The following is a 17,809-nucleotide window of genomic DNA, read 5'->3' as shown; positions in this document are numbered from 1 at the left end:
AAAGCATTTAGATTGACATCATTTTATAAGGATATTGTGTGTGGTAACTCATCTGTATATTAGAAATATAAGACAAATAAAGCCAACCTGCGACACCTAACGCCATATCCTAATATATACTCTATTTCATCTGTACTTTTAACTCGATAAACGATTTATTCAACATTAAAACTAAAAGTCATGGATGTAAATTCAAACAGCCAGTCCGGTTCTGATGAACAGATGATGGACATTTTACTTGTCTTTGACAAGGAAAAGAAAACAATTAATGCCGTGAAGGGTATTGATGAAAACGGGGGACTGCAAACAGTTCCAGCAAAGCAGGAACATAACAATGATTTCCTGAAAGTTGATAAGCAGGGCAATGCCCTTGAAAATTTTTTGAAGAACTTTTTCCGCCAGTTGAAAGACCCAACCCGTTTCAGCTTCTTCAAAGTAGCACCCGAAGAAGTCGAAAGAACAGCGAAGGTTATTCAGGGAAACATTAAGAATCCCACACCCGCAGCGGATGAAATGCTTGATAAAATCCGTATCGAACCGAAAGACTTGAAACCTGAAAGTCCGAAGGAAACCACGACACAGGAACAGAAATCAGCCGATACAAACAAGTATTTCATCGACCCCAACAAAATAGACTGGGATTCCCTGAAAAATTTGGGTATAACCAAGGAACAACTTGAAAAATATATAATTACCCCCGAATCTTAGACAACAAGTATCATTAAAAAATAATATTAATTCAAGTTTCGCAAGTAAAAATTCAGTAAAAAAAATCGCATAAAAAAACGGCATAGAGGCTTCTGTAATTCACAGATTATTAGTATATTTAAGCGTCAAAACCAAAAATACTAACAGCCCTATGCCGATATACAAAAGTAACTCCATTTTATCAGAAATCAGCGTTTTTTTCAAGAAAGATGATTCAAACAGTGCCCTTTTTACCCTGACGGATATGCTAAAAGGTTTCAACATGTCGGAAAAGGTCCTCTTCGGGAGCAGGAGCAAATGCAACAGCAAGTATTCCCTGCTGCAGGTGCTCGAGTTGCTGATTATGTTCCCCTGTTTCATGATCAAGAATCCTTACAATTATTGTCGATCATCCTTAAGCGGCTTCTTTGGCTGCGAAAAGGATGTTTTCTACCGTTTTGTGAACAACGAAATTTATGATTGGCGCAAGATACTCTACCACTTCACCATTCAAATATGGAACAAGGTTCGCGTGAGAAGTGACCACAAGCATCAAACTGTGTGCCTGATGGTGGACGATACCGACTTTCCCAAGACGGGAAAGCGTATTGAAAACATCGGCAGGGTGTATTCTCACCTGGGACACAAGGCGATCCTTGGTTTCAAATCTCTCTTTCTGGGCATCACGGATGGCAAGAGCCAGTTCATCCTCGACTTCGCCATCCTCGGGGAGAAGGGCAAGAAGAACAACTTCAGCATGAGCGACAAGGAGCTCGAATCGCGGTTTACCAAGGATAGAGATGAAGCCTCCCCCGTTATAACGCGGGCAAAAGAGTACGGGGAGAGCAAGATCCAGTTGATGACAACCATGATAAAACGAGCCATTAACAAGGGCATCCGCTTTGACTACCTGCTTGCCGACAGCTGGTTCACCTGCTCGGAGGTGATTCGCTTCATACGTGCCAGGCACATAAAGTGCCATTACCTGGGTATGATCAAGATCGGGAAGAAGGGAGTTACCAGGTACGGTTTTGAAGGGAAGGAACTCACCGCCCGGGCACTGATCAATCTGCTTGAAGCCAGGGGTGAAGCCAAAAGGAGCCGCAAGATTGGCTGTCAGTATATTACCGCTGACGTTCGCTTTGCGGGCACAGATGTACGTCTCTATTTTGTGAAGAGAAAAAAGGAGTCCTGGAATGGAATAATGACGACCAACCTCTCCCTGGAGTTCCTGGAAGCCTATCGGATCTATGCCATGCGCTGGTCCCTCGAGGTCTTCTTCAAGGAAACCAAGGGATTGCTGGGTATGGGCAAGTGCCAGTCCCGGAACTTTGCTGCACAGCTTGCCGCAACCACGATCACGGCCTTGCAATACAATTTGCTTTCCCTGGCCAAAAGGTTTACCAGTTATGAGACCATTGGCGGAATCTTCAGGGATGTGCAACACTCTGGCATGGAGCTCTCCGTAACGGAGAGGATATGGGGTATTATCCTCGAAATGGTGAAAATCATGACCGGGATCTTCTCCATTGAAGAGGAAGAGATCTTCGATGCAATCATTAATAAATCGGATAATCTGGCTCACTTTATCAACTTTTATGAACTAAAATCGGCAAGTTAGCAACTTGCGAAACTTGAATAAAAAGTATACGCCATTTCACAAAAATCTACGCCCCGGCATGCAGGATCACATTGCTTTTAGCAGCATTGTTCCTGGTTTCATGCCATCAGAATCAATCCGGCAAAGTTGCTGACGCGACGATGGAAGAAGAGACGATGATCGTCGAACGACGATCCTACAATGAATCGGCTCCCCCGATCGATGCAATCGCGAAGCAGGAGGTGATCAAAAAGAAGATCATCAAAGATGGGCGCCTGGGGCTGCGGGTGTCAGATCTTGAAAACACCAAAGTGCGTGTTGATACCATCGTTCAGCATCATGGAGGATATTATGCCAGCGAGCGGCTGATCAATTCCGATTGGGAAACATCCTATCATCTTAATATCAGGATACCAAGTGAGCACTTCGAGCGGTTTATATCTGATATCGAGACCGGTGATGGCGAGATTCTTATCAAGGAGATCAATGCGCGCGACGTGACCGATCAGTTTATCGACCTGGAAACAAGGTTGGAGAACAAACGGAACTACCTGAAACGGTACAACGACCTGTTGCTGAAAGCAAACAGCATCAAGGAGATACTCGAGATTGAAGAGAAGATTCGCGCCCTGGAAGAGGAAATTGAGAGCGCAACAGGCCAACTGAAATATCTGAGCGACCAGGTTGATTACAGTACCCTCGATTTAACCATATCAACACAAAAGAATTTCAAATACAGCCCGGAAAATCGGGACAAGTTCACAGAACGATTGAAGCAATCGCTCTCCAAAGGGTGGTTCGGACTTGTCGACTTTTTCCTCTTCCTCATCCATATCTGGCCAATCTGGATAATCGGTGTGCTGATTTATTATGTCTGGAGAAAGTATAAGATGAGAAGCAGGCGAAAATAACCTATAAAGGGTATATTGGGCAAGACCAAGGTGTCTGCCCCTCCAATTTTTATTGGAGAGGCTTTGGAGAGGCCCTGGAGAGGCTTTGGAGAGGCAGTGGATTTGGTCATGCCCAAACCATGCCAAGGTATTCCTGTGTAACTGTTGCCGGTTGCAAATTTCCATCCCCAATATTGAAGGGTATCATACCGGAATGTATTGCCATATCGCTGTCAAACAGTAATTGCCGAAAAGTCCACGGGCTTTATTCAAAACTCAAGGTAAAAAATAATATATGGGAACAACTGTCGTAAAAATCTCCCGGCAAGGTTATTTTTTCTTTTTCCTCTTTTTGGTCTCCGGGAAATGAATCATCCGTGATTCAATGTCGTAGGTTGTGATGTAACCGGTGATCAGTTCAAGAAACTGTGCCCCGTAACGTTTCACCTTTATTTTTCCGAAACCGTCGATCTGAAGCAGCTGCTTTTCTGTCTCGGGCAGATAATCGGCCATCTGCACAAGCGTTTTCACCGATGCGACAATGTAAACCGGCATATTTTCTTCTTTGCTGATCTTGTTTCGCAGTTGAACCAGTTCGCTCAGCAGATCCGGGTGGATTGATTTGAGTTGTGTTCCCGTGCTGTCGCGACTGTAGGAGGTGATCGCGAAAGTCGGTTTCCTGAACAGGCTCCTTGCCTTGTAATATGCCTCCACGCTAAAGTTATCCGCTGTGGCGGTGTTCAGCTTCTGAGAGATACCATCCACAAATGAAGCGGTACCTTCGCTGAAGGAGGATTCATTTTTTTTTGTGGCGTAATACCAGGAGCGCGACATTTGATGAAGGGGTGAAAAGTCGAACAACTGGAGCAGCAATGTCGTTCTGAATTGTTCCTTTGCCGAATGAAGCTCATCTACAACCCTTGTTACTTCGGCCTTGGAGGAGGAAAAGCGGACAACCTGATCGTCCACCCCGATACTGTATCGGTTGATCGGGCTTTTTAGTACCAGGCTGTGGAGTGAACGGCAACGGCTCAGTGCCACGTAGACCTGTCCGGGGGAGAAAGCTTTTCCCGCGTCAATGATCGCTTTGTCGAAAGTGAGCCCCTGGCTCTTATGGATGGTGATGGCCCAGGCAAGTCGCAGGGGGAGCTGTTCGAAAGTGCCGATGATCTCCTCTTTCGCCGTTTGATTTTCCGGGTTGGTGGTGTAGCGGATATTCTCCCAGGTTGCCGGTGAGACGGTTATTTCATCTTCATCATCCGGACATTGAACGGTAACAAGCTCATCCCGGATGCGCTCTCCGGGAAATTACCCTTCACCACTGCTCCGAACAGATGTGCCTTCGTGGTGATTTTCTCCAGTTCGGTGCTGTTGATGGCATCGGCACTGACGTTATGCGTGGTGAGGGTAATCCAGTTCTCTTCGGGCAACGGGTCAAAATGCGGGTCGTAGCGGCTTTGCAGCAAGCTGTACCCCTCCGGTGAAAGGGCATCGTTTCGCACCTCGTTCAAAATACGGATAAAAACGTTGTCGGACTGTCTGAAGATCTTGTTGAACTCCAGATAAACAGGGGGTGCTTCCTGCATGACACGACTGTGAAAGAAATAAATCCCCTGGTAATATTCCGAAAGTATCTGCCATTCATCCGACTTGGCTACAGGTGACAGCTGGTAGAGGTCGCCGATAAAAATCATCTGCACTCCGCCAAAGGGGTCGGCACGACGGTGACGCACATGACGCAGCACCGTGTCGATTGCATCCAGCACATCGGCCCGCACCATGCTGATCTCATCGATCACCAGTACCTCCAGCTCACGGATGACGTTGCGGCGGGCACTGTTCATCTTTATGCGGGCGATCAGCGATTCCCGTCCGGCCGGGGTTGGCGTGAAAGGAGTGAATGGCAATTGAAAGAAGGAGTGGATGGTGGTTCCGCCCGCGTTGACGGCAGCCACGCCTGTGGGTGCCACCACCGCCAATTGCTTCGTTGTCTCGGCACGAAACTGATGCAGAAAGGTGGTCTTTCCTGTTCCGGCTTTACCGGTTATAAACAGGCTTTTGCAAGTTAGGGTTGCAAATTCTCTTGCACATTCATATGGGTCCGGGTCATGCATATAAAGAAGATAATCGTCATCTGTCTTGTGCAGAATCCACCTCGGGAATAAAACCAATTACGGAGCGAATGATTTAACAAAGGACTCATCCTCGCATTGTTTTTTACAAAGATAAATATATTTGCAAATAATACCGATATAATCAAATATATTGTATTTTTGTAATGGTCATTAAGATAATGGTCGTTTAATTGTCTGGCTTGTGAAAAGAGTATGATTGTCATTAAAGCCAAAGCAAATGATAAAAAATATTTCATCATATGAAATTCTACAATAGAAAAAAAGAACAGGAAATACTGTTACAGAACAAAATCCAGTCAGAGAAAAGTGCCTGTTTTACTGTAATGGTAGGGAGACGACGTATTGGTAAAACATCCCTTCTTTTAGAATCGGTCAGGGGTCAAAAATATCTCTATTTATTTGTTGCCCGTAAAAATGAAAATTTATTATGCAGCCAATTTCAGAGTGATGCTGAAAAGATGTTGGGATTAAAAATATTTGGAACAATCACTCAATTCCGGGATCTTTTTGAGCAGCTGTTGATTTTTGCGACCCGGGAGCATTTCACATTAATTATTGACGAGTTTCAGGAATTTGAAAGTGTGAATCCTGCTATATTCAGCGATATACAAAACTTATGGGATCAATATAAAGACAAAGCCAGAATTAATTTCATTGCGTGCGGTTCTATCTATTCATTAATGATGAAGATATTTGAGAATCGAAAAGAACCACTTTTTGGACGACTATCATCTAAAATAATTCTACAGCCTTTTGCAGTAAGTGTAACAAAAGATATACTCAGGGAATATAATGCAAAATATACCCCGGAAGATCTATTATGCTTGTACTTATTGACAGGAGGAGTGGCTAAATACATTGAGTTATTGATGGATGCAGGTGCTGTGACACATAAACAGATGCTTGATATGGTAACACGAGCCGATTCTCCCTTTTTAGGAGAGGGTAAAGACTTGCTTATTTCTGAATTTGGTAAAGAGTACGGCACTTATTTTTCAATACTTCAACTGATAGCATCAGGCAAAAACAGGCAAAGTGAGATTGATTCCATTATTGATAAAAATACCGGGGCTTATTTAGTCAATCTCGAAAAGGAGTACTCTCTTATTGTGAGAAATAAACCTATGTTTTCTAAACCTGGCAGTCGTAGAGCAAGATGGAGTCTGAATGACAACTATCTTCGTTTCTGGTTCCGCTTTATCTACCCAAACCAATCTTTAATTGAAATGGGCCGATTTGATTTGCTACGGGAGTACATCGACAAAAATTATGAGCAATACAGCGGCCTGATCCTTGAGAAATATTTCCGTGAGAAGATTTCTGAGAGTCTTCGAGTCACGGAAATCGGAAGTTATTGGGATAGTAAAGGTGAAAACGAAATCGATATAGTCGCCTTGAATGATCTGGATAAAACATCCATTATTGCAGAAGTAAAACGCAATGCGAAGAAGATCGATATGGTAAAATTGGAGACGAAGGTTAAGAGTATTCAGAAACATTTAGCAAAATACAAGACAGATATTATTGGTCTTTCAATGGATAATATGTAGAGTGGCTCAATGAACAGTCCAGAATTACTTACCATACGTCTATACAACCAGTTGCTTTCAACGCATGAAATGAAAGCGCCGCATGAAATCGTTTCCAGGATGGGGGCGATGCAGGCGCAGGCGCTGGAGATGGCTAAGTGGGCACCCCGCACGACGGAGATCTCACGGGAGGAGGCACTGGAACGACTGGCGCGGCGTTATTTCACCAGCCACGGTCCGGCTACTCTTCAGGACTTCGCCTGGTGGTCGAATCTGACAATGACCGATTGCCGGCAGGCGCTGGAGATGATCGGCTCCGATTTCACGCGGGAGATGATCAACGGGCGGGAGTGCTGGATGCCCGATAATTTGCGGACACCCCCTTCAGATCTGCCTTCGGCACTGCTGCTGGCCCCCTTCGATGAGTTCGTAGTGAGTTATAAGGATCGCTTCGAGATGATTGACGCCGAGCATTACAGCAGGGTGATGACCAAGAACGGCATTTTCTCGCCCACCATCATGCTGAACGGCCGCATCATAGGTTCCTGGAAAAAAAGCATGAGGAAAAACGTTCCCCAGATCACCCTTACTTTTTTTGAGAAGGTGCCCAAAAGGATTGTTTCGCTCTTCCAGCCGGAGATTGAGCGACTGGAGAAATTCTATGCACAGGAGTAGCGTCACTTCAGGCTTTTCTTGAAACGGACAACGATGAGCAGCTCATCGAGTTGTTCCTGTTCACTGACATTGAATGTCATGGGGATCAACTTCCCAACTGGTTTCATCGCCGCGAACTCATCTTTCTTTTCTTCTGAGATATTCAGGGCGGCGATCGCCTCGAAAAAAGAGGCCAGCAGAGTGTAGGACGGGTCGCCCAACGCACGCTTCAACACCATCTCCGATGGGAATATTTCCGGATTCCTCAATTGCATTTGTGATCCCATAGCCAACGAATTTTTATTGTGATTGATCTCGATTATACATCCAACCGAAGAGAGGCTGAAAGATATACGGGTGTTGAGACAGATCCAATATGCAGTCAGCCCATTTTCTTTACAAATATATTGATGTTGTTTGAATAATGGATAAAAAAGAGGGGATTCACACTGTGATATCCCCTCTTTCAAAATGAAATCAGAACTTTGTCCAGATAAATGTCAGGTTTTCTTCCCGATCAACCGTCAGCACTTGCTTCGGCCCAACCGTCAGATCTTCTTCCCGATATAGAAGACATAGCCGTAGTAGTCTTTGTACTTGTCGTACAACACCCGCTCGCGTCGCTGTTCGCGGACCAGCATCTCTGCTGTGGGGTTGCCCGCGTGCTGCCGGAGGAAAATCTCCTCCACAGCCGGCTGCGGGGAATAGAAATGGTCGGTCCAGCACTCCTCCCGAAGGATAAAGGTTGCCACGGGGAGATAGCCCGCCTGCTCCATCTTTGCTACATTCCGTGAAATGGTGTCAATCTCCGGATAGGCATCCATCCAGAAATCGTGGATCTCGGCGGGACGTTCAACAGTGAACCAGGATGCCTCCGTCACGGCAAGATAGCCCCCCTTTTTCAGGAACCGCCGCCACTCGTTCACCCCTTTTTCAAAACCGATGTGGTAGATGGCTCCCTCCGACCAGATCAGGTCCAGCTCCTCCTCCGCAAATGTGAGTGCCGCCATGTCGCCCTGAACTCCCTTCACCCGATGCTGCAGGTTAAGCGTTGCCGCGTTCCTGTTGAAGAGATCGATGAAAGTGGTAAAGAGATCGATGCCGGTGATCTGTCCCGGGCAGTGCTGCGCCAGCGTCATGGTCTGTCCCCCGGTACCGCAGCCGATATCTGCGATGCGGGCACTCTCCGTGAGCGGCTCAATGAAGCTGAGCGCTCGCAGTGTAGCCTCGGGACTGCCGGGTCCCTGCCGTTCCATGTGTGAGAAATATTCGCAGATCAGGTTGAAGTCGAAATCGTGTATAGAAATGTTATCAATACTCATGATGTTTAAAAAATATGTTGATGCAACAGCTCTTTTTCGATCCTGTTGGCAATCTTTTATTCGTGAATTAAATATATGAAAACAGCTCTGGCAGGAAACTGCCGGAGAAAAACTGAGGGATAACCTTTGGTGGTAAGCTCAAAGGTTATTTACTTCACCCGATCCATGTTGTTCTTAAACATCCAAACGTGTTAGTGGTGACAAAGATAACAGGTTTTTTGTAATGAATTTTATTTCTGTAATACTTTTTGCGTTACTTTATCCCTGTAACTTATTCCTTTTTATTATGAACAAAGGCAAACCATTCATCCGCATTCTTATCGTCATTTCTCCGGTACTAGTGGTGATTATCCTGATCGCTCTCTCTCAGATAGTGAAAACAACCCCTGAGACTGAGTCTCTTCCACCCGATAATGAGGGTTTTATACCGATATTTGACGGGAAGACACTCAATGACTGGGAAGGTGATTCCACCTACTGGTGGGTGGAGGATGGATCGCTTGTGGGAGAGATTTTGCCGTCGACGATTCTTGACCGCAACACCTTTATCATATGGAAGGGAGGGACACCCGGTGATTTTGAATTAAAACTGTCGTTCCGGATCTCGGCGAACGGCAACAGCGGCATTAACTACCGAAGTGAGGAGGTGAAGGGACTCCCATTTGCGCTGAGAGGCTACCAGTACGATATCGACGGACAGAACCATTACACCGGGCAGAACTACGAAGAACGGAAACGTACTACGCTGGCTTACCGTGGACAGATTGTCACCGTTCAATCTCCTGCAGACACGGCAGCTGCAAATCTGCAGCAAAATAATATAGAACAAAATGCATGGAAGAACGTGCAGGTGACCGGATCATTGGGTAACCCCGATTCACTCGCTACACATATCCGGCGTGACGACTGGAATGAATGCCATCTAATCGTCAGGGGTAACCGGATGCAACATTATATCAACGATATCCTGATGAGTGATGTGACCGACAATGACACCCTTCACCGCAGCCTTTCCCGCCTGATAGGAGTGCAGGTACATGTGGGTCCTCCTATGAAGGTGGAGTACCGGGATATACGCATCAAAGAACTTAATTAGACAGGAAGACAATTCTGTTTGAAGAGCCTGATCAAACTGCTTTCATGCTTGATCATCTGCCTATCCTTCTTTCAGCACAGCTGACGGATCTGTTCGCATGGCTTGTTGTATCTGCCACGTTAATGTTGATAATGAAAGTACAGTAACAATGATGGCAGCCAGGACAAACAACCAACAGGAGATGGGGGTTGCATGAGCGAAGTGTTCCATATACCTGCCGATGAACCAATAGGAGAGGGGAGCAGCCACAGCAAACGATATGCCTATCAAACTAATATATTTCTTCAACAGCAGCAGCATGACATCCTTCGCAGAAGCACCATTGATCTTACGCAGCGCAATTTCCCGTTTTCGTTGTTGCATGTCAAACAGCGAAATTGCAAAAAGACCCATACAAGAAATAACTACCGCCAACAGTGCAAACAGATTATTTACATTGCTCGCGCGTCGGTCTTCCTCATACAATTCAGCGATCTTGTCATCCAGTGTACTATAAGTAAAACTCCTGTTCCCGTTAATCTCCCGGTACAGGTTCTTTAAAAAAGTCACAGCTTCATCTTTACGTCCAGGGATAAATCTTACCATCAGGTAATCGTAATGATGTCCCTGTTCAATGTAGTATATCGCAATGGGAGTTGTGGCCTTTGATAAATGACCGGTTTGAAAGTTTCGGATGATTCCTGCAATTCCGTAAGACTGAATGATTGCATCTCCCGTAAGTGATCTTTCAGGCATGATACGCTCCTTTTGGATATCTGTGATATGAAACAGATCACGAGCTGCTTCATTCAGGATTAATCTCTCAGGATTATGAATATCAGTAGAGTCCCATAATCTTCCTTCGATCAGCTCAAACCCAAACATTTGCATATAGGCTGGCGACATTCCCACCAGTTTGATATTTTCAAATTCATCTCCATCACTTCGCCGGAAAGGAACAGTGGCTTCCAAATCATACACCGGCTTCCCGAACAGCCAATCAGAAAAGAGCACTGATTGATTCATTTTTTGTTCTATCCTGGCCACATTCTCATCTATCAACTGCATTTTCGTTGCATAACCATTATTGCCCATCCCACTGAAATCCCGATGCATCATTCGGCACATGATCACGTTCTCGGTTTGATACCCATGGTCTGTGTGCAACATAAATCTGAGCTGTTTCACAAAGTAGAACGCTGAGATCAGCAATGCAAAGGTAACCACATATTGCATGAACAGGAACATCCACCTCAATGGGGATCTCCCTTTACCTGAGTCTGTTGAATGCGGCGATGCGTAGGATTTGGATGAGCGGACCCTGAACAATGGATGAATGGATAATATCAATGGAAGAATACCCAACACAATTACGGAGAAAAGAACAATAAATGCCGGATCAATTTTAAATGAGGGATCCAACCATCCGGATAGCATTTTTGCTGCTACTTCTGTGAGAAACAGAGCAAGAAATAGAGCAATCAGGGTCATTGAAAGGTTTTCCATATAGATCTGCCCGAAAATTTGCCCTTGACTTGCCCCGAAGAACTTCTTCAGACCGAACTCTCTGCCCCTTTTGGAAAGAATGGCAGCAAACAGATGGATATAATTGAAAATACCGATCAATAATATCAGGAATCCGGTTACCGACAAAAGATCGACGGCAAGCCTGTTTCCCTGCTCGAAAGTCGATACTGTTGCACTCAGGTTGATGTCAGGAGGGAAATTATGTCTCTCATCAAAATAAAAATCCTTCAGTGGGAAAAGTTGAAACCGTGCAGTTTTAGATGCAAACTGACCTGATTCCCTGAATTTCCGGTGGTGATTGTTGATCACTGCCGGATCCGCACCGCGTCGCAACAATACCAGGTCGTAGGGTATTCCTCTCATGCCCGCGATATCTTCGTGAATCAATAAATCGAAGTTGAGAAATGATTTGGATGATGATTCACCCATTACCCCGACGATCGTCAACGCTCTCCCGGTGGAATGGATGATTTTCTCACCCAAGGGATTTCCCTCCCCAAATAATCTCTCTGCCAATCGTTCCGTGATAAGTGCTTCATTGGGTCTGTTCATCCGGTGGGTGCCCGAAACAACAGGATAGGGTAGAATCTTAAAAAACAGGCTGTCAGTCGCAAGCGATCGTATCATAAATTGGCTATTTTCTTTGTCGATATGATCTTCTGCAAAGCTCCGGAATGTGGTATGGCACTCCACAAACGGATTGCTCAACAGCTTACCGTCAAGCGGATCTGTTTTGTCGATTATTCCCCAGAACCATGATTTGCCATCCACCTCTTCCATGGTCATGATATAGGTTCTGTCAATATCCGTGGCGAAGTGACTGACTGTTTTCTCTCCGATTACATATTGCGCAATCAGGATCAGACAAGCAAGGCTGATTGCCAGTCCTATTATATTGACTATCGAAAACAACCGGTACCTGGACAGTACGTGAAATGATGTGACGAATAATTTCATTGCTGTATCTGACTAACCAAAGTTTGTTTATTATTCCGTTTTCAGGCTTTTCACCGGATTTGCCTTTGATGTGCGCCACAGGTGCCAGCCAACCGTCATGAAGTTGATGCAGGCAACCAATAAGAGTGCGAGCATCATTGTGCCCACAGACACGTTCACCCTGTAAACAAACTGTTGCAGCCATTTCTCCATAAACCACCATGTCAAGGGTACAGCGATTGCGAAGGCCACCGTCATCCAGATAAACATCGGTTTCAACAGCAACCACAGTATTTGTGTTCTCTGTGCGCCGTTGATCTTCCGGATGCCAATTTCTTTTGTACGCTGCCTTACCGCATAGAATGTGATGCCGAACAGACCGAAACAGGTGAGCAGGATGCTGATGAGCGAGTACATTTGCAGCAGGTCTCTCATTTCGAAGATCTTACTGTTGCGTTTTTTGAATTGATGCTCCACATCATTGTAGCTGAAGTGCTCATTGGGATAGCTCTGTTGCCACACACGCTTAATGGCCGCGATGGCTTCACGCTTCTCCTTCCCATCAAGGCGTATCTGCATCGATGACATCTTTTCAGTACCGGCAGGTATCCGTTCTATTAACACCGCCATCACCTGCTCCTCGAGCGATGCGAAATAAAAATCTTCCACCACGCCGGCGATCACCGACACCGAATCGCCGGAGACCAGGTATTTGTTGAGTGGCTCACCGATGATTTGATGAACAGGTTGTTGCAGCCTGTCGGCAAAGGATTGGTTGATAAATACCGAGTGGGGATTGTTGTCGGTGATGCTCTCCCACGGTTCACCGGCAAGCTGTCGCAATCCAAGCATCTGTACCAGGTTCTCATCGCCCCTCAGTTGGAGGACCATGGTTTGCAGCTCCTCACCACTTTCCCTTTTCAGTGTGGCATGCATCACCCATGAGTTCATCAGCATCATGTTTCCCATGGATAGATCACTCACCCCCGGGATGTTTCTTATCTGCTGTGCTGATTCACGCAAATCAAGGTTACCTCCCGTCATCCCTATTTCTATGAGATCATGGTAGCGGGCAGCATGCTTTTTCACCAGGCCTGTCTGCCTGCCGACAGTGATGGTGGCGATGATCAGTGCGATGGAGATTATAAACTGCAGGGTAACCATCACGCCCACCCACCGATGTCTCCTGGAGATAAAGAAGGTTCGTATTTCAATTTCAGTGGAGCGGGAAATGCGCCAGCTGACCATCCAGCCCGGTATGAGAGTCAGCAGAATGAGCAACAGGATGAGTACCGGTAAAAAGTCATTGCTGTAGAAAAAGGAGGGTGTGAAGTCGGCATCCACCACCTGGTTGAAGAGTGGCAACAGGTCATGCATCAGCGGCAATGCCAGCAGGAAGGATATCAGTACCGTGAGCAGCGTGTCCATTAAGATCTGCAGCCGTAGATCAGCCGGTGCCGCGCCCATCAATTTTTGTGTCTGAAGCATCTTTACCTGTTGCAACAGGCGTGAGAAGCTCATGTTCACATAGTTGAACACCGCGATCAGCAGCAACAGCAACGCCGATATCAATCCTACCATCAGCAGTCCATCCTTGCGATGGTGCCAGAATGCCAGCTCCTGCTGCTGATAGCGAGAGGAGAGCGCCTTGTCGAGCGGGATAAAATAGTATCTACCACCGGCCAGTGTGGGTATCTGATCGTTGCTCACCTTCTCCTCAAACAGTTTCAGATCGCTCTTTTCGGGCATCATCAGCAGGGTGGGGCCACCCCAGTTTGTCTCGGGGCTGCATATGAGGCCGTCGAAGGTGATGGCCGACCGGTCGCGTGATTTCGCCACTGCCCCAATGGTGTATGTTTTCCTGATGTCGGTGTCGAAACCCTCCTCACACACCGTCAGCTGCTCCCCGATGGCATCCTCCCTTCCGAAAAGCCGTGCCGCCTGCTTCTGACTGATCACCATCGCCTGCGGATTGTTGAGGGCATCCCAGCTGCCATAGAGCAACTCGAACGGGAAAAAGGTGGGGAAGGAGCTGCCGACGTTGATGATCTCTATCGGGTCGAAGCGTTGGTTGTTCGCCTCGATATGTTTCACGATAGAGCTGTTCAGTTGCAGGTAATCCTCCACCTCGGGATATTTAGCCATCAACTGCTCAGGGACACCGCCCCGCATGTAGGCCATCTTCTCACCCGGGGAGGAGGGCAAATCCTGCATCACCCACACCATTCTGTCCCGGTTGGGGTTCTGCTGCTCTATGCCCTGTTCATAGACAACGAATGAGAAGAGCATGCTGAAGCAGGCTATCCCCACCGTAAGACTTATCAGCGAGATGAGTGTGAACGTTTTGTTGCGCCACCAGTTTCTGAGGATGAGTTTAAATGCAGTACTGATCATGATTCTTCTAAAATTATAGCACCACCTCCGGGACCACCTTACCGTCGAACAGGTTGATGACACGATTGGCGAAGCCGGCATCGTGCTGACTGTGGGTGACCATGACGATGGTGGTCCCTTCGCGGTTGAGCTCGGTGAGCAGGTTCATCACCTCGGCACCGTTGCGGCTGTCGAGGTTCCCCGTGGGTTCGTCGGCAAGGATCAGCTTCGGGTTGGCCACCACGGCACGGGCGATGGCCACGCGCTGTTGCTGTCCCCCCGACAGCTGTTGCGGGAAGTGCTTCTCGCGGTGGGTGATAGCCATTCGCTCCATCGCCTCCTTCACGCGGCGCTTCCGCTCGGCAGCCCCAATCTTCATGTAGAGGAGCGGCAGCTCGATGTTCTCATAGACATTGAGCTCCTCAATGAGGTTGAAGCTCTGGAACACGAAGCCGATCACCCCCTTGCGGAGGCCGGTGCGCTGGCTCTCGGTGAATTTTGAGACGTCGGTCCCGTTGAGGTGGTAGCTCCCCGAGGTGGGGTTGTCGAGCAGCCCCAGGATGTTCAGCAGGGAGGTCTTCCCGCAGCCGGAGGGTCCCATTACGGCGACAAATTCACCTTCGTTGATTCTGATGTTCACTTCGTTCAGTGCCCATGTCTCCACCTCATCGGTGCGGAAGATCTTCTGTAAGTTTTCTGTTTGAATCATAGTTTATTTGGATTATGAATGTTGAAATTTATTGTTATTCTGATTTGATTACTTCTGCCGGATTCTGATTCGCTGCACGGATCACACGGGAGAGGATACTTGCCAGGACGATCAGGACTACCAGGACAAAGATTCCGACAAAGAGCCACCACTCCATGGAGACCCGCCGGCTGTACTGTTCCAGCCAGCGTTGCATCACCAGCACACCTGCCGGGAAAGCGACCAAACAGGCCACGAGGGTGATGAGGAGATATTCCCGCAGGAAGAGCTGCAGGATCTCCCGCACAGTGGCTCCGTTCACCTTGCGGATGGCAATCTCTTTGCGCCGACGGCGGCAGGCCAGCGTGATGATGGAGTAGGCCCCGAACAGGGCGATCAGGATGGCCAGGCCGGTCATGATGCTCAACAGGATGAGGAGATATCTTTCCGACCGGGTATAGGCGGCGTAGATATCCTCCATATTGTCAATCCACATGTGTGGATTGTCAAACTTCTCAACGGCAATCCGTTTGATCTCCTTCTCTGTGGCCTCCCTCTGACCGTCCGTGTAACGGTAGGCAAAAAATTGCCGGGGGACGTATCCTCCTTCTCCGCCCTGGGTCTCTTGTATCCTGTAGATGGTTGGAAACACCGGTATCCGGGGAGAATCGACATACATGTCGGCAATCACACCCACTACCTCCAATCCAAATATCTCTTTCGAATTGGCAGAGTCTTTGGATTGAAGCAGGCGATTGCCCGTTTCATTGATCAGGCATGCCTGTTGTTCGCCGGCGAAGATGTTGCGTCCCTCCAGCAGTTTCATGTCGAAGAAATCCATGTATTCCGGTCCGCTGATGCTGTAAATTTGCAGTCTTACCATCTCCGTTTTCTGATTGTCTCTGACCACCTCCATAGAACTTTGTATGCTGTAGCGTTTTGGCAGGAAATCACCCCCGAATGGAATCACCTCTTCCACCCCCGGCACCCTTCTGATTTCATCGATCGGCATCTCATTCTCATAATAGGAGATGCTGTTGACATTGTGCCGGTTGAAGCCGATATCCTTGCTGTTGAGGTAGCTGTATTGGAGAAAGAAGAGCACGGTGGCGAAGATAAGGATGCTGCTGATGATGAGCTGCAGGGTGATCGTGATGCGGCTGAATCGCTCTTTGCTCCTGCCCGGGTCTGTTTGGGGCGCAAGGCTTTCACGGATCATTCGCCGGAGGATGTGTCTTACGGGGAGGTAGGCGACCAGCACCGCGAGCAGCAGCAGTGCCATGCCAAAGAGGATTGCCTCGCGCCAGAAGAACGATTTGGGTGCCTCAAGCATCGAGAACCGTATGAAATGCGGATACAGCAGTTCGGTTAGCGACAACCCGATAGCCAGTGCGATCAGCAGGAGCATCGCAAACTCGCAAAAGAGCATGAGCAGCAGCTGCAGGTTGGTGGCTCCGTTCACTTGGTGCAGTTCCCACTCACGGCGACGGATCTTTATCTTGTTGAGGAAGAGCATCAGGAAGTTAAAGAAGGCACTGATGATCACCAGCAGGGAAACCCCCGCAAAGAGCCTGAGCTGCTGGTAGCGTATGGCCACTTCCGTGTTGGGGTGGAGGGTGCGCAGGTTGGAGAGGGGCACCAGTCGGCAGGAGAACTGCTGGGTAAAAGAGATGTCTTCAGCAACTTGATTTTCGATGCTTATCTCCTCCAGTTTCTCCTGCAGGTGCGCAATGTTGATCCCCTCTTTTACCCGTATGTAGGTGAAACAATCTTGATAGCCCCATGCATTCTCTTTGATTTCTTCCTGTTGAGACACCGTGATCAGATCGAAGGGTACATTGCTTTGCATCGGTTTGTCGGGCACGACAGCCAACAGATGGATCTGCAGCGAGTCGATCTTTGTTCCACTTTGCTCATCCTTTAAGCCCAGCTTTTTAGCAGTGCTCGCGGTAAGTAGATAGTTGTTTGGGGGAATGGTGGGCGGGTATGATATCCTGATCTCCGGATAAAAAACTGGAAAGAAAAAGGTGTCGGCCGCAACGATATGCACATCCGTGAGGAACGCTTTTTCGTTCAGGTTCAGATCTGTCTTGTAGGAATAGATGCTGGTCGCAGCCTCAACTTCCGGATAGTTTTTCATCAAGTAGGAGGCCAGGATCTTGGGTGTCATATTCGTCACCCCTTCAACCTGGGTTGAGTCATTGAAAAAGAGACGGTATATCCTCTCCGCATCGGGATTGTGGCTGTCGTAGCCCTTCTCATACCTGATCCAGGAGAGGGTGAAGACGAAGGCAGTGAAGCCGATGGCCAGTCCCACGATGCTGATGATGCTCTGTGTCTTGTATTTCAGGAGGTTCCTCCAGGCTACGGTGAGATAGTGTTTGATCATATGT

The 17,809-nt window shown here is 47.5% G+C and carries 13 protein-coding genes and 2 pseudogenes; 6 read left to right on the top strand and 9 right to left on the bottom strand.

Annotated features, from left to right (window positions below; genetic code table 11):
- Positions 1 to 180: 180 nt before the first annotated feature.
- From JS578_03325 to JS578_03315, 3 genes and pseudogenes are all read left to right on the top strand, one after another.
- Positions 181 to 684: pseudogene (locus tag JS578_03325) on the top strand (DUF4099 domain-containing protein).
- 175 nt (positions 685 to 859) lie between these two features.
- A complete protein-coding gene (locus JS578_03320) occupies positions 860 to 2,308 on the top strand; it encodes a transposase (protein ID QRX64298.1) in 1,449 nt (482 codons plus the stop codon).
- Between the two features lie 140 nt (positions 2,309 to 2,448).
- Positions 2,449 to 3,198 (top strand): DUF4349 domain-containing protein, encoded by a 750-nt coding sequence (locus JS578_03315; protein ID QRX64297.1) that lies wholly within the window; start codon positions 2,449 to 2,451, stop codon positions 3,196 to 3,198.
- A gap of 309 nt (positions 3,199 to 3,507) precedes the next feature.
- Here the strand turns inward: JS578_03315 and JS578_03310 are convergent, their stop codons facing one another.
- From JS578_03310 to JS578_03300, 3 genes and pseudogenes are all read right to left on the bottom strand, one after another.
- Positions 3,508 to 4,218, bottom strand: a complete 711-nt coding sequence (locus JS578_03310; protein QRX64296.1) for an HRDC domain-containing protein — start codon at positions 4,216 to 4,218, stop codon at positions 3,508 to 3,510.
- Positions 4,192 to 4,470: pseudogene (locus JS578_03305) on the bottom strand (ATP-binding domain-containing protein). The gene JS578_03310 and the pseudogene JS578_03305 overlap by 27 nt, the downstream one beginning before the upstream one ends.
- Complete coding sequence (locus JS578_03300) at positions 4,419 to 5,291, bottom strand: AAA family ATPase (GenBank protein ID QRX64295.1); 873 nt, start codon at positions 5,289 to 5,291, stop codon at positions 4,419 to 4,421. Before JS578_03300 ends, JS578_03305 begins: the two are co-directional and overlap by 52 nt.
- 260 nt (positions 5,292 to 5,551) lie before the next feature.
- On the opposite strand from JS578_03300, the gene JS578_03295 reads away from it, so the two are divergent.
- Positions 5,552 to 6,862, top strand: coding sequence for an ATP-binding protein (locus JS578_03295; protein ID QRX64294.1), 1,311 nt, complete (start codon positions 5,552 to 5,554; stop codon positions 6,860 to 6,862).
- Between the two features lie 9 nt (positions 6,863 to 6,871).
- Positions 6,872 to 7,516, top strand: coding sequence for an AlkZ family DNA glycosylase (locus JS578_03290; GenBank protein ID QRX64293.1), 645 nt, complete (start codon positions 6,872 to 6,874; stop codon positions 7,514 to 7,516).
- Between the two features lie 2 nt (positions 7,517 to 7,518).
- On the opposite strand, the gene JS578_03285 is transcribed toward JS578_03290, so the two are convergent.
- Both JS578_03285 and JS578_03280 read right to left on the bottom strand, forming a co-directional pair.
- Complete coding sequence (locus JS578_03285; GenBank protein ID QRX64292.1) at positions 7,519 to 7,782, bottom strand: hypothetical protein; 264 nt, start codon at positions 7,780 to 7,782, stop codon at positions 7,519 to 7,521.
- Positions 7,783 to 8,043: 261 nt separating this feature from the next.
- Positions 8,044 to 8,817, bottom strand: a complete 774-nt coding sequence (locus JS578_03280) for a class I SAM-dependent methyltransferase (GenBank protein QRX64291.1) — start codon at positions 8,815 to 8,817, stop codon at positions 8,044 to 8,046.
- 286 nt (positions 8,818 to 9,103) lie between these two features.
- On the opposite strand from JS578_03280, the gene JS578_03275 reads away from it, so the two are divergent.
- Positions 9,104 to 9,913 (top strand): DUF1080 domain-containing protein, encoded by an 810-nt coding sequence (locus JS578_03275; protein ID QRX64290.1) that lies wholly within the window; start codon positions 9,104 to 9,106, stop codon positions 9,911 to 9,913.
- 60 nt (positions 9,914 to 9,973) lie between these two features.
- Here JS578_03275 and JS578_03270 read toward each other — a convergent pair whose 3' ends face one another.
- Genes JS578_03270 through JS578_03255 form a run of 4 tightly spaced genes read right to left on the bottom strand, consistent with a single transcriptional unit; the run spans position 9,974 to position 17,805 of the window.
- A complete protein-coding gene (locus tag JS578_03270) occupies positions 9,974 to 12,376 on the bottom strand; it encodes an ABC transporter permease (GenBank protein QRX64289.1) in 2,403 nt (800 codons plus the stop codon).
- A gap of 30 nt (positions 12,377 to 12,406) precedes the next feature.
- A complete protein-coding gene (locus JS578_03265; protein QRX64288.1) occupies positions 12,407 to 14,749 on the bottom strand; it encodes an ABC transporter permease in 2,343 nt (780 codons plus the stop codon).
- Between the two features lie 13 nt (positions 14,750 to 14,762).
- Positions 14,763 to 15,437 carry an ABC transporter ATP-binding protein gene (locus JS578_03260; GenBank protein ID QRX64287.1) on the bottom strand — a complete coding sequence of 225 codons (675 nt, stop codon included), beginning with the start codon at positions 15,435 to 15,437 and terminating at the stop codon, positions 14,763 to 14,765.
- Positions 15,438 to 15,471: 34 nt separating this feature from the next.
- On the bottom strand, positions 15,472 to 17,805 hold the full coding sequence (locus JS578_03255) for an FtsX-like permease family protein (GenBank protein ID QRX64286.1): 2,334 nt from the start codon (positions 17,803 to 17,805) through the stop codon (positions 15,472 to 15,474).
- Positions 17,806 to 17,809: the final 4 nt, after the last annotated feature.

The sequence above is a fragment of the Dysgonomonadaceae bacterium zrk40 genome, assembly GCA_016916535.1.
GTDB lineage: Bacteria > Bacteroidota > Bacteroidia > Bacteroidales > Dysgonomonadaceae > Proteiniphilum.
This window is presented reverse-complemented; position numbering and strand designations above follow the sequence as displayed.

Coding starts and splice junctions, on each gene's coding strand:
- JS578_03320 (QRX64298.1), top strand. CDS start 860: ATGCCGATATACAAAAGTAACTCCATTTTATCAGAAATCAGCGTTTTT.
- JS578_03315 (QRX64297.1), top strand. CDS start 2,449: ATGGAAGAAGAGACGATGATCGTCGAACGACGATCCTACAATGAATCG.
- JS578_03300 (QRX64295.1), bottom strand. CDS start 5,291: ATGCATGACCCGGACCCATATGAATGTGCAAGAGAATTTGCAACCCTA.
- JS578_03295 (QRX64294.1), top strand. CDS start 5,552: ATGAAATTCTACAATAGAAAAAAAGAACAGGAAATACTGTTACAGAAC.
- JS578_03290 (QRX64293.1), top strand. CDS start 6,872: ATGAACAGTCCAGAATTACTTACCATACGTCTATACAACCAGTTGCTT.
- JS578_03285 (QRX64292.1), bottom strand. CDS start 7,782: ATGGGATCACAAATGCAATTGAGGAATCCGGAAATATTCCCATCGGAG.
- JS578_03280 (QRX64291.1), bottom strand. CDS start 8,817: ATGAGTATTGATAACATTTCTATACACGATTTCGACTTCAACCTGATC.
- JS578_03275 (QRX64290.1), top strand. CDS start 9,104: ATGAACAAAGGCAAACCATTCATCCGCATTCTTATCGTCATTTCTCCG.
- JS578_03270 (QRX64289.1), bottom strand. CDS start 12,376: ATGAAATTATTCGTCACATCATTTCACGTACTGTCCAGGTACCGGTTG.
- JS578_03265 (QRX64288.1), bottom strand. CDS start 14,749: ATGATCAGTACTGCATTTAAACTCATCCTCAGAAACTGGTGGCGCAAC.
- JS578_03260 (QRX64287.1), bottom strand. CDS start 15,437: ATGATTCAAACAGAAAACTTACAGAAGATCTTCCGCACCGATGAGGTG.
- JS578_03255 (QRX64286.1), bottom strand. CDS start 17,805: ATGATCAAACACTATCTCACCGTAGCCTGGAGGAACCTCCTGAAATAC.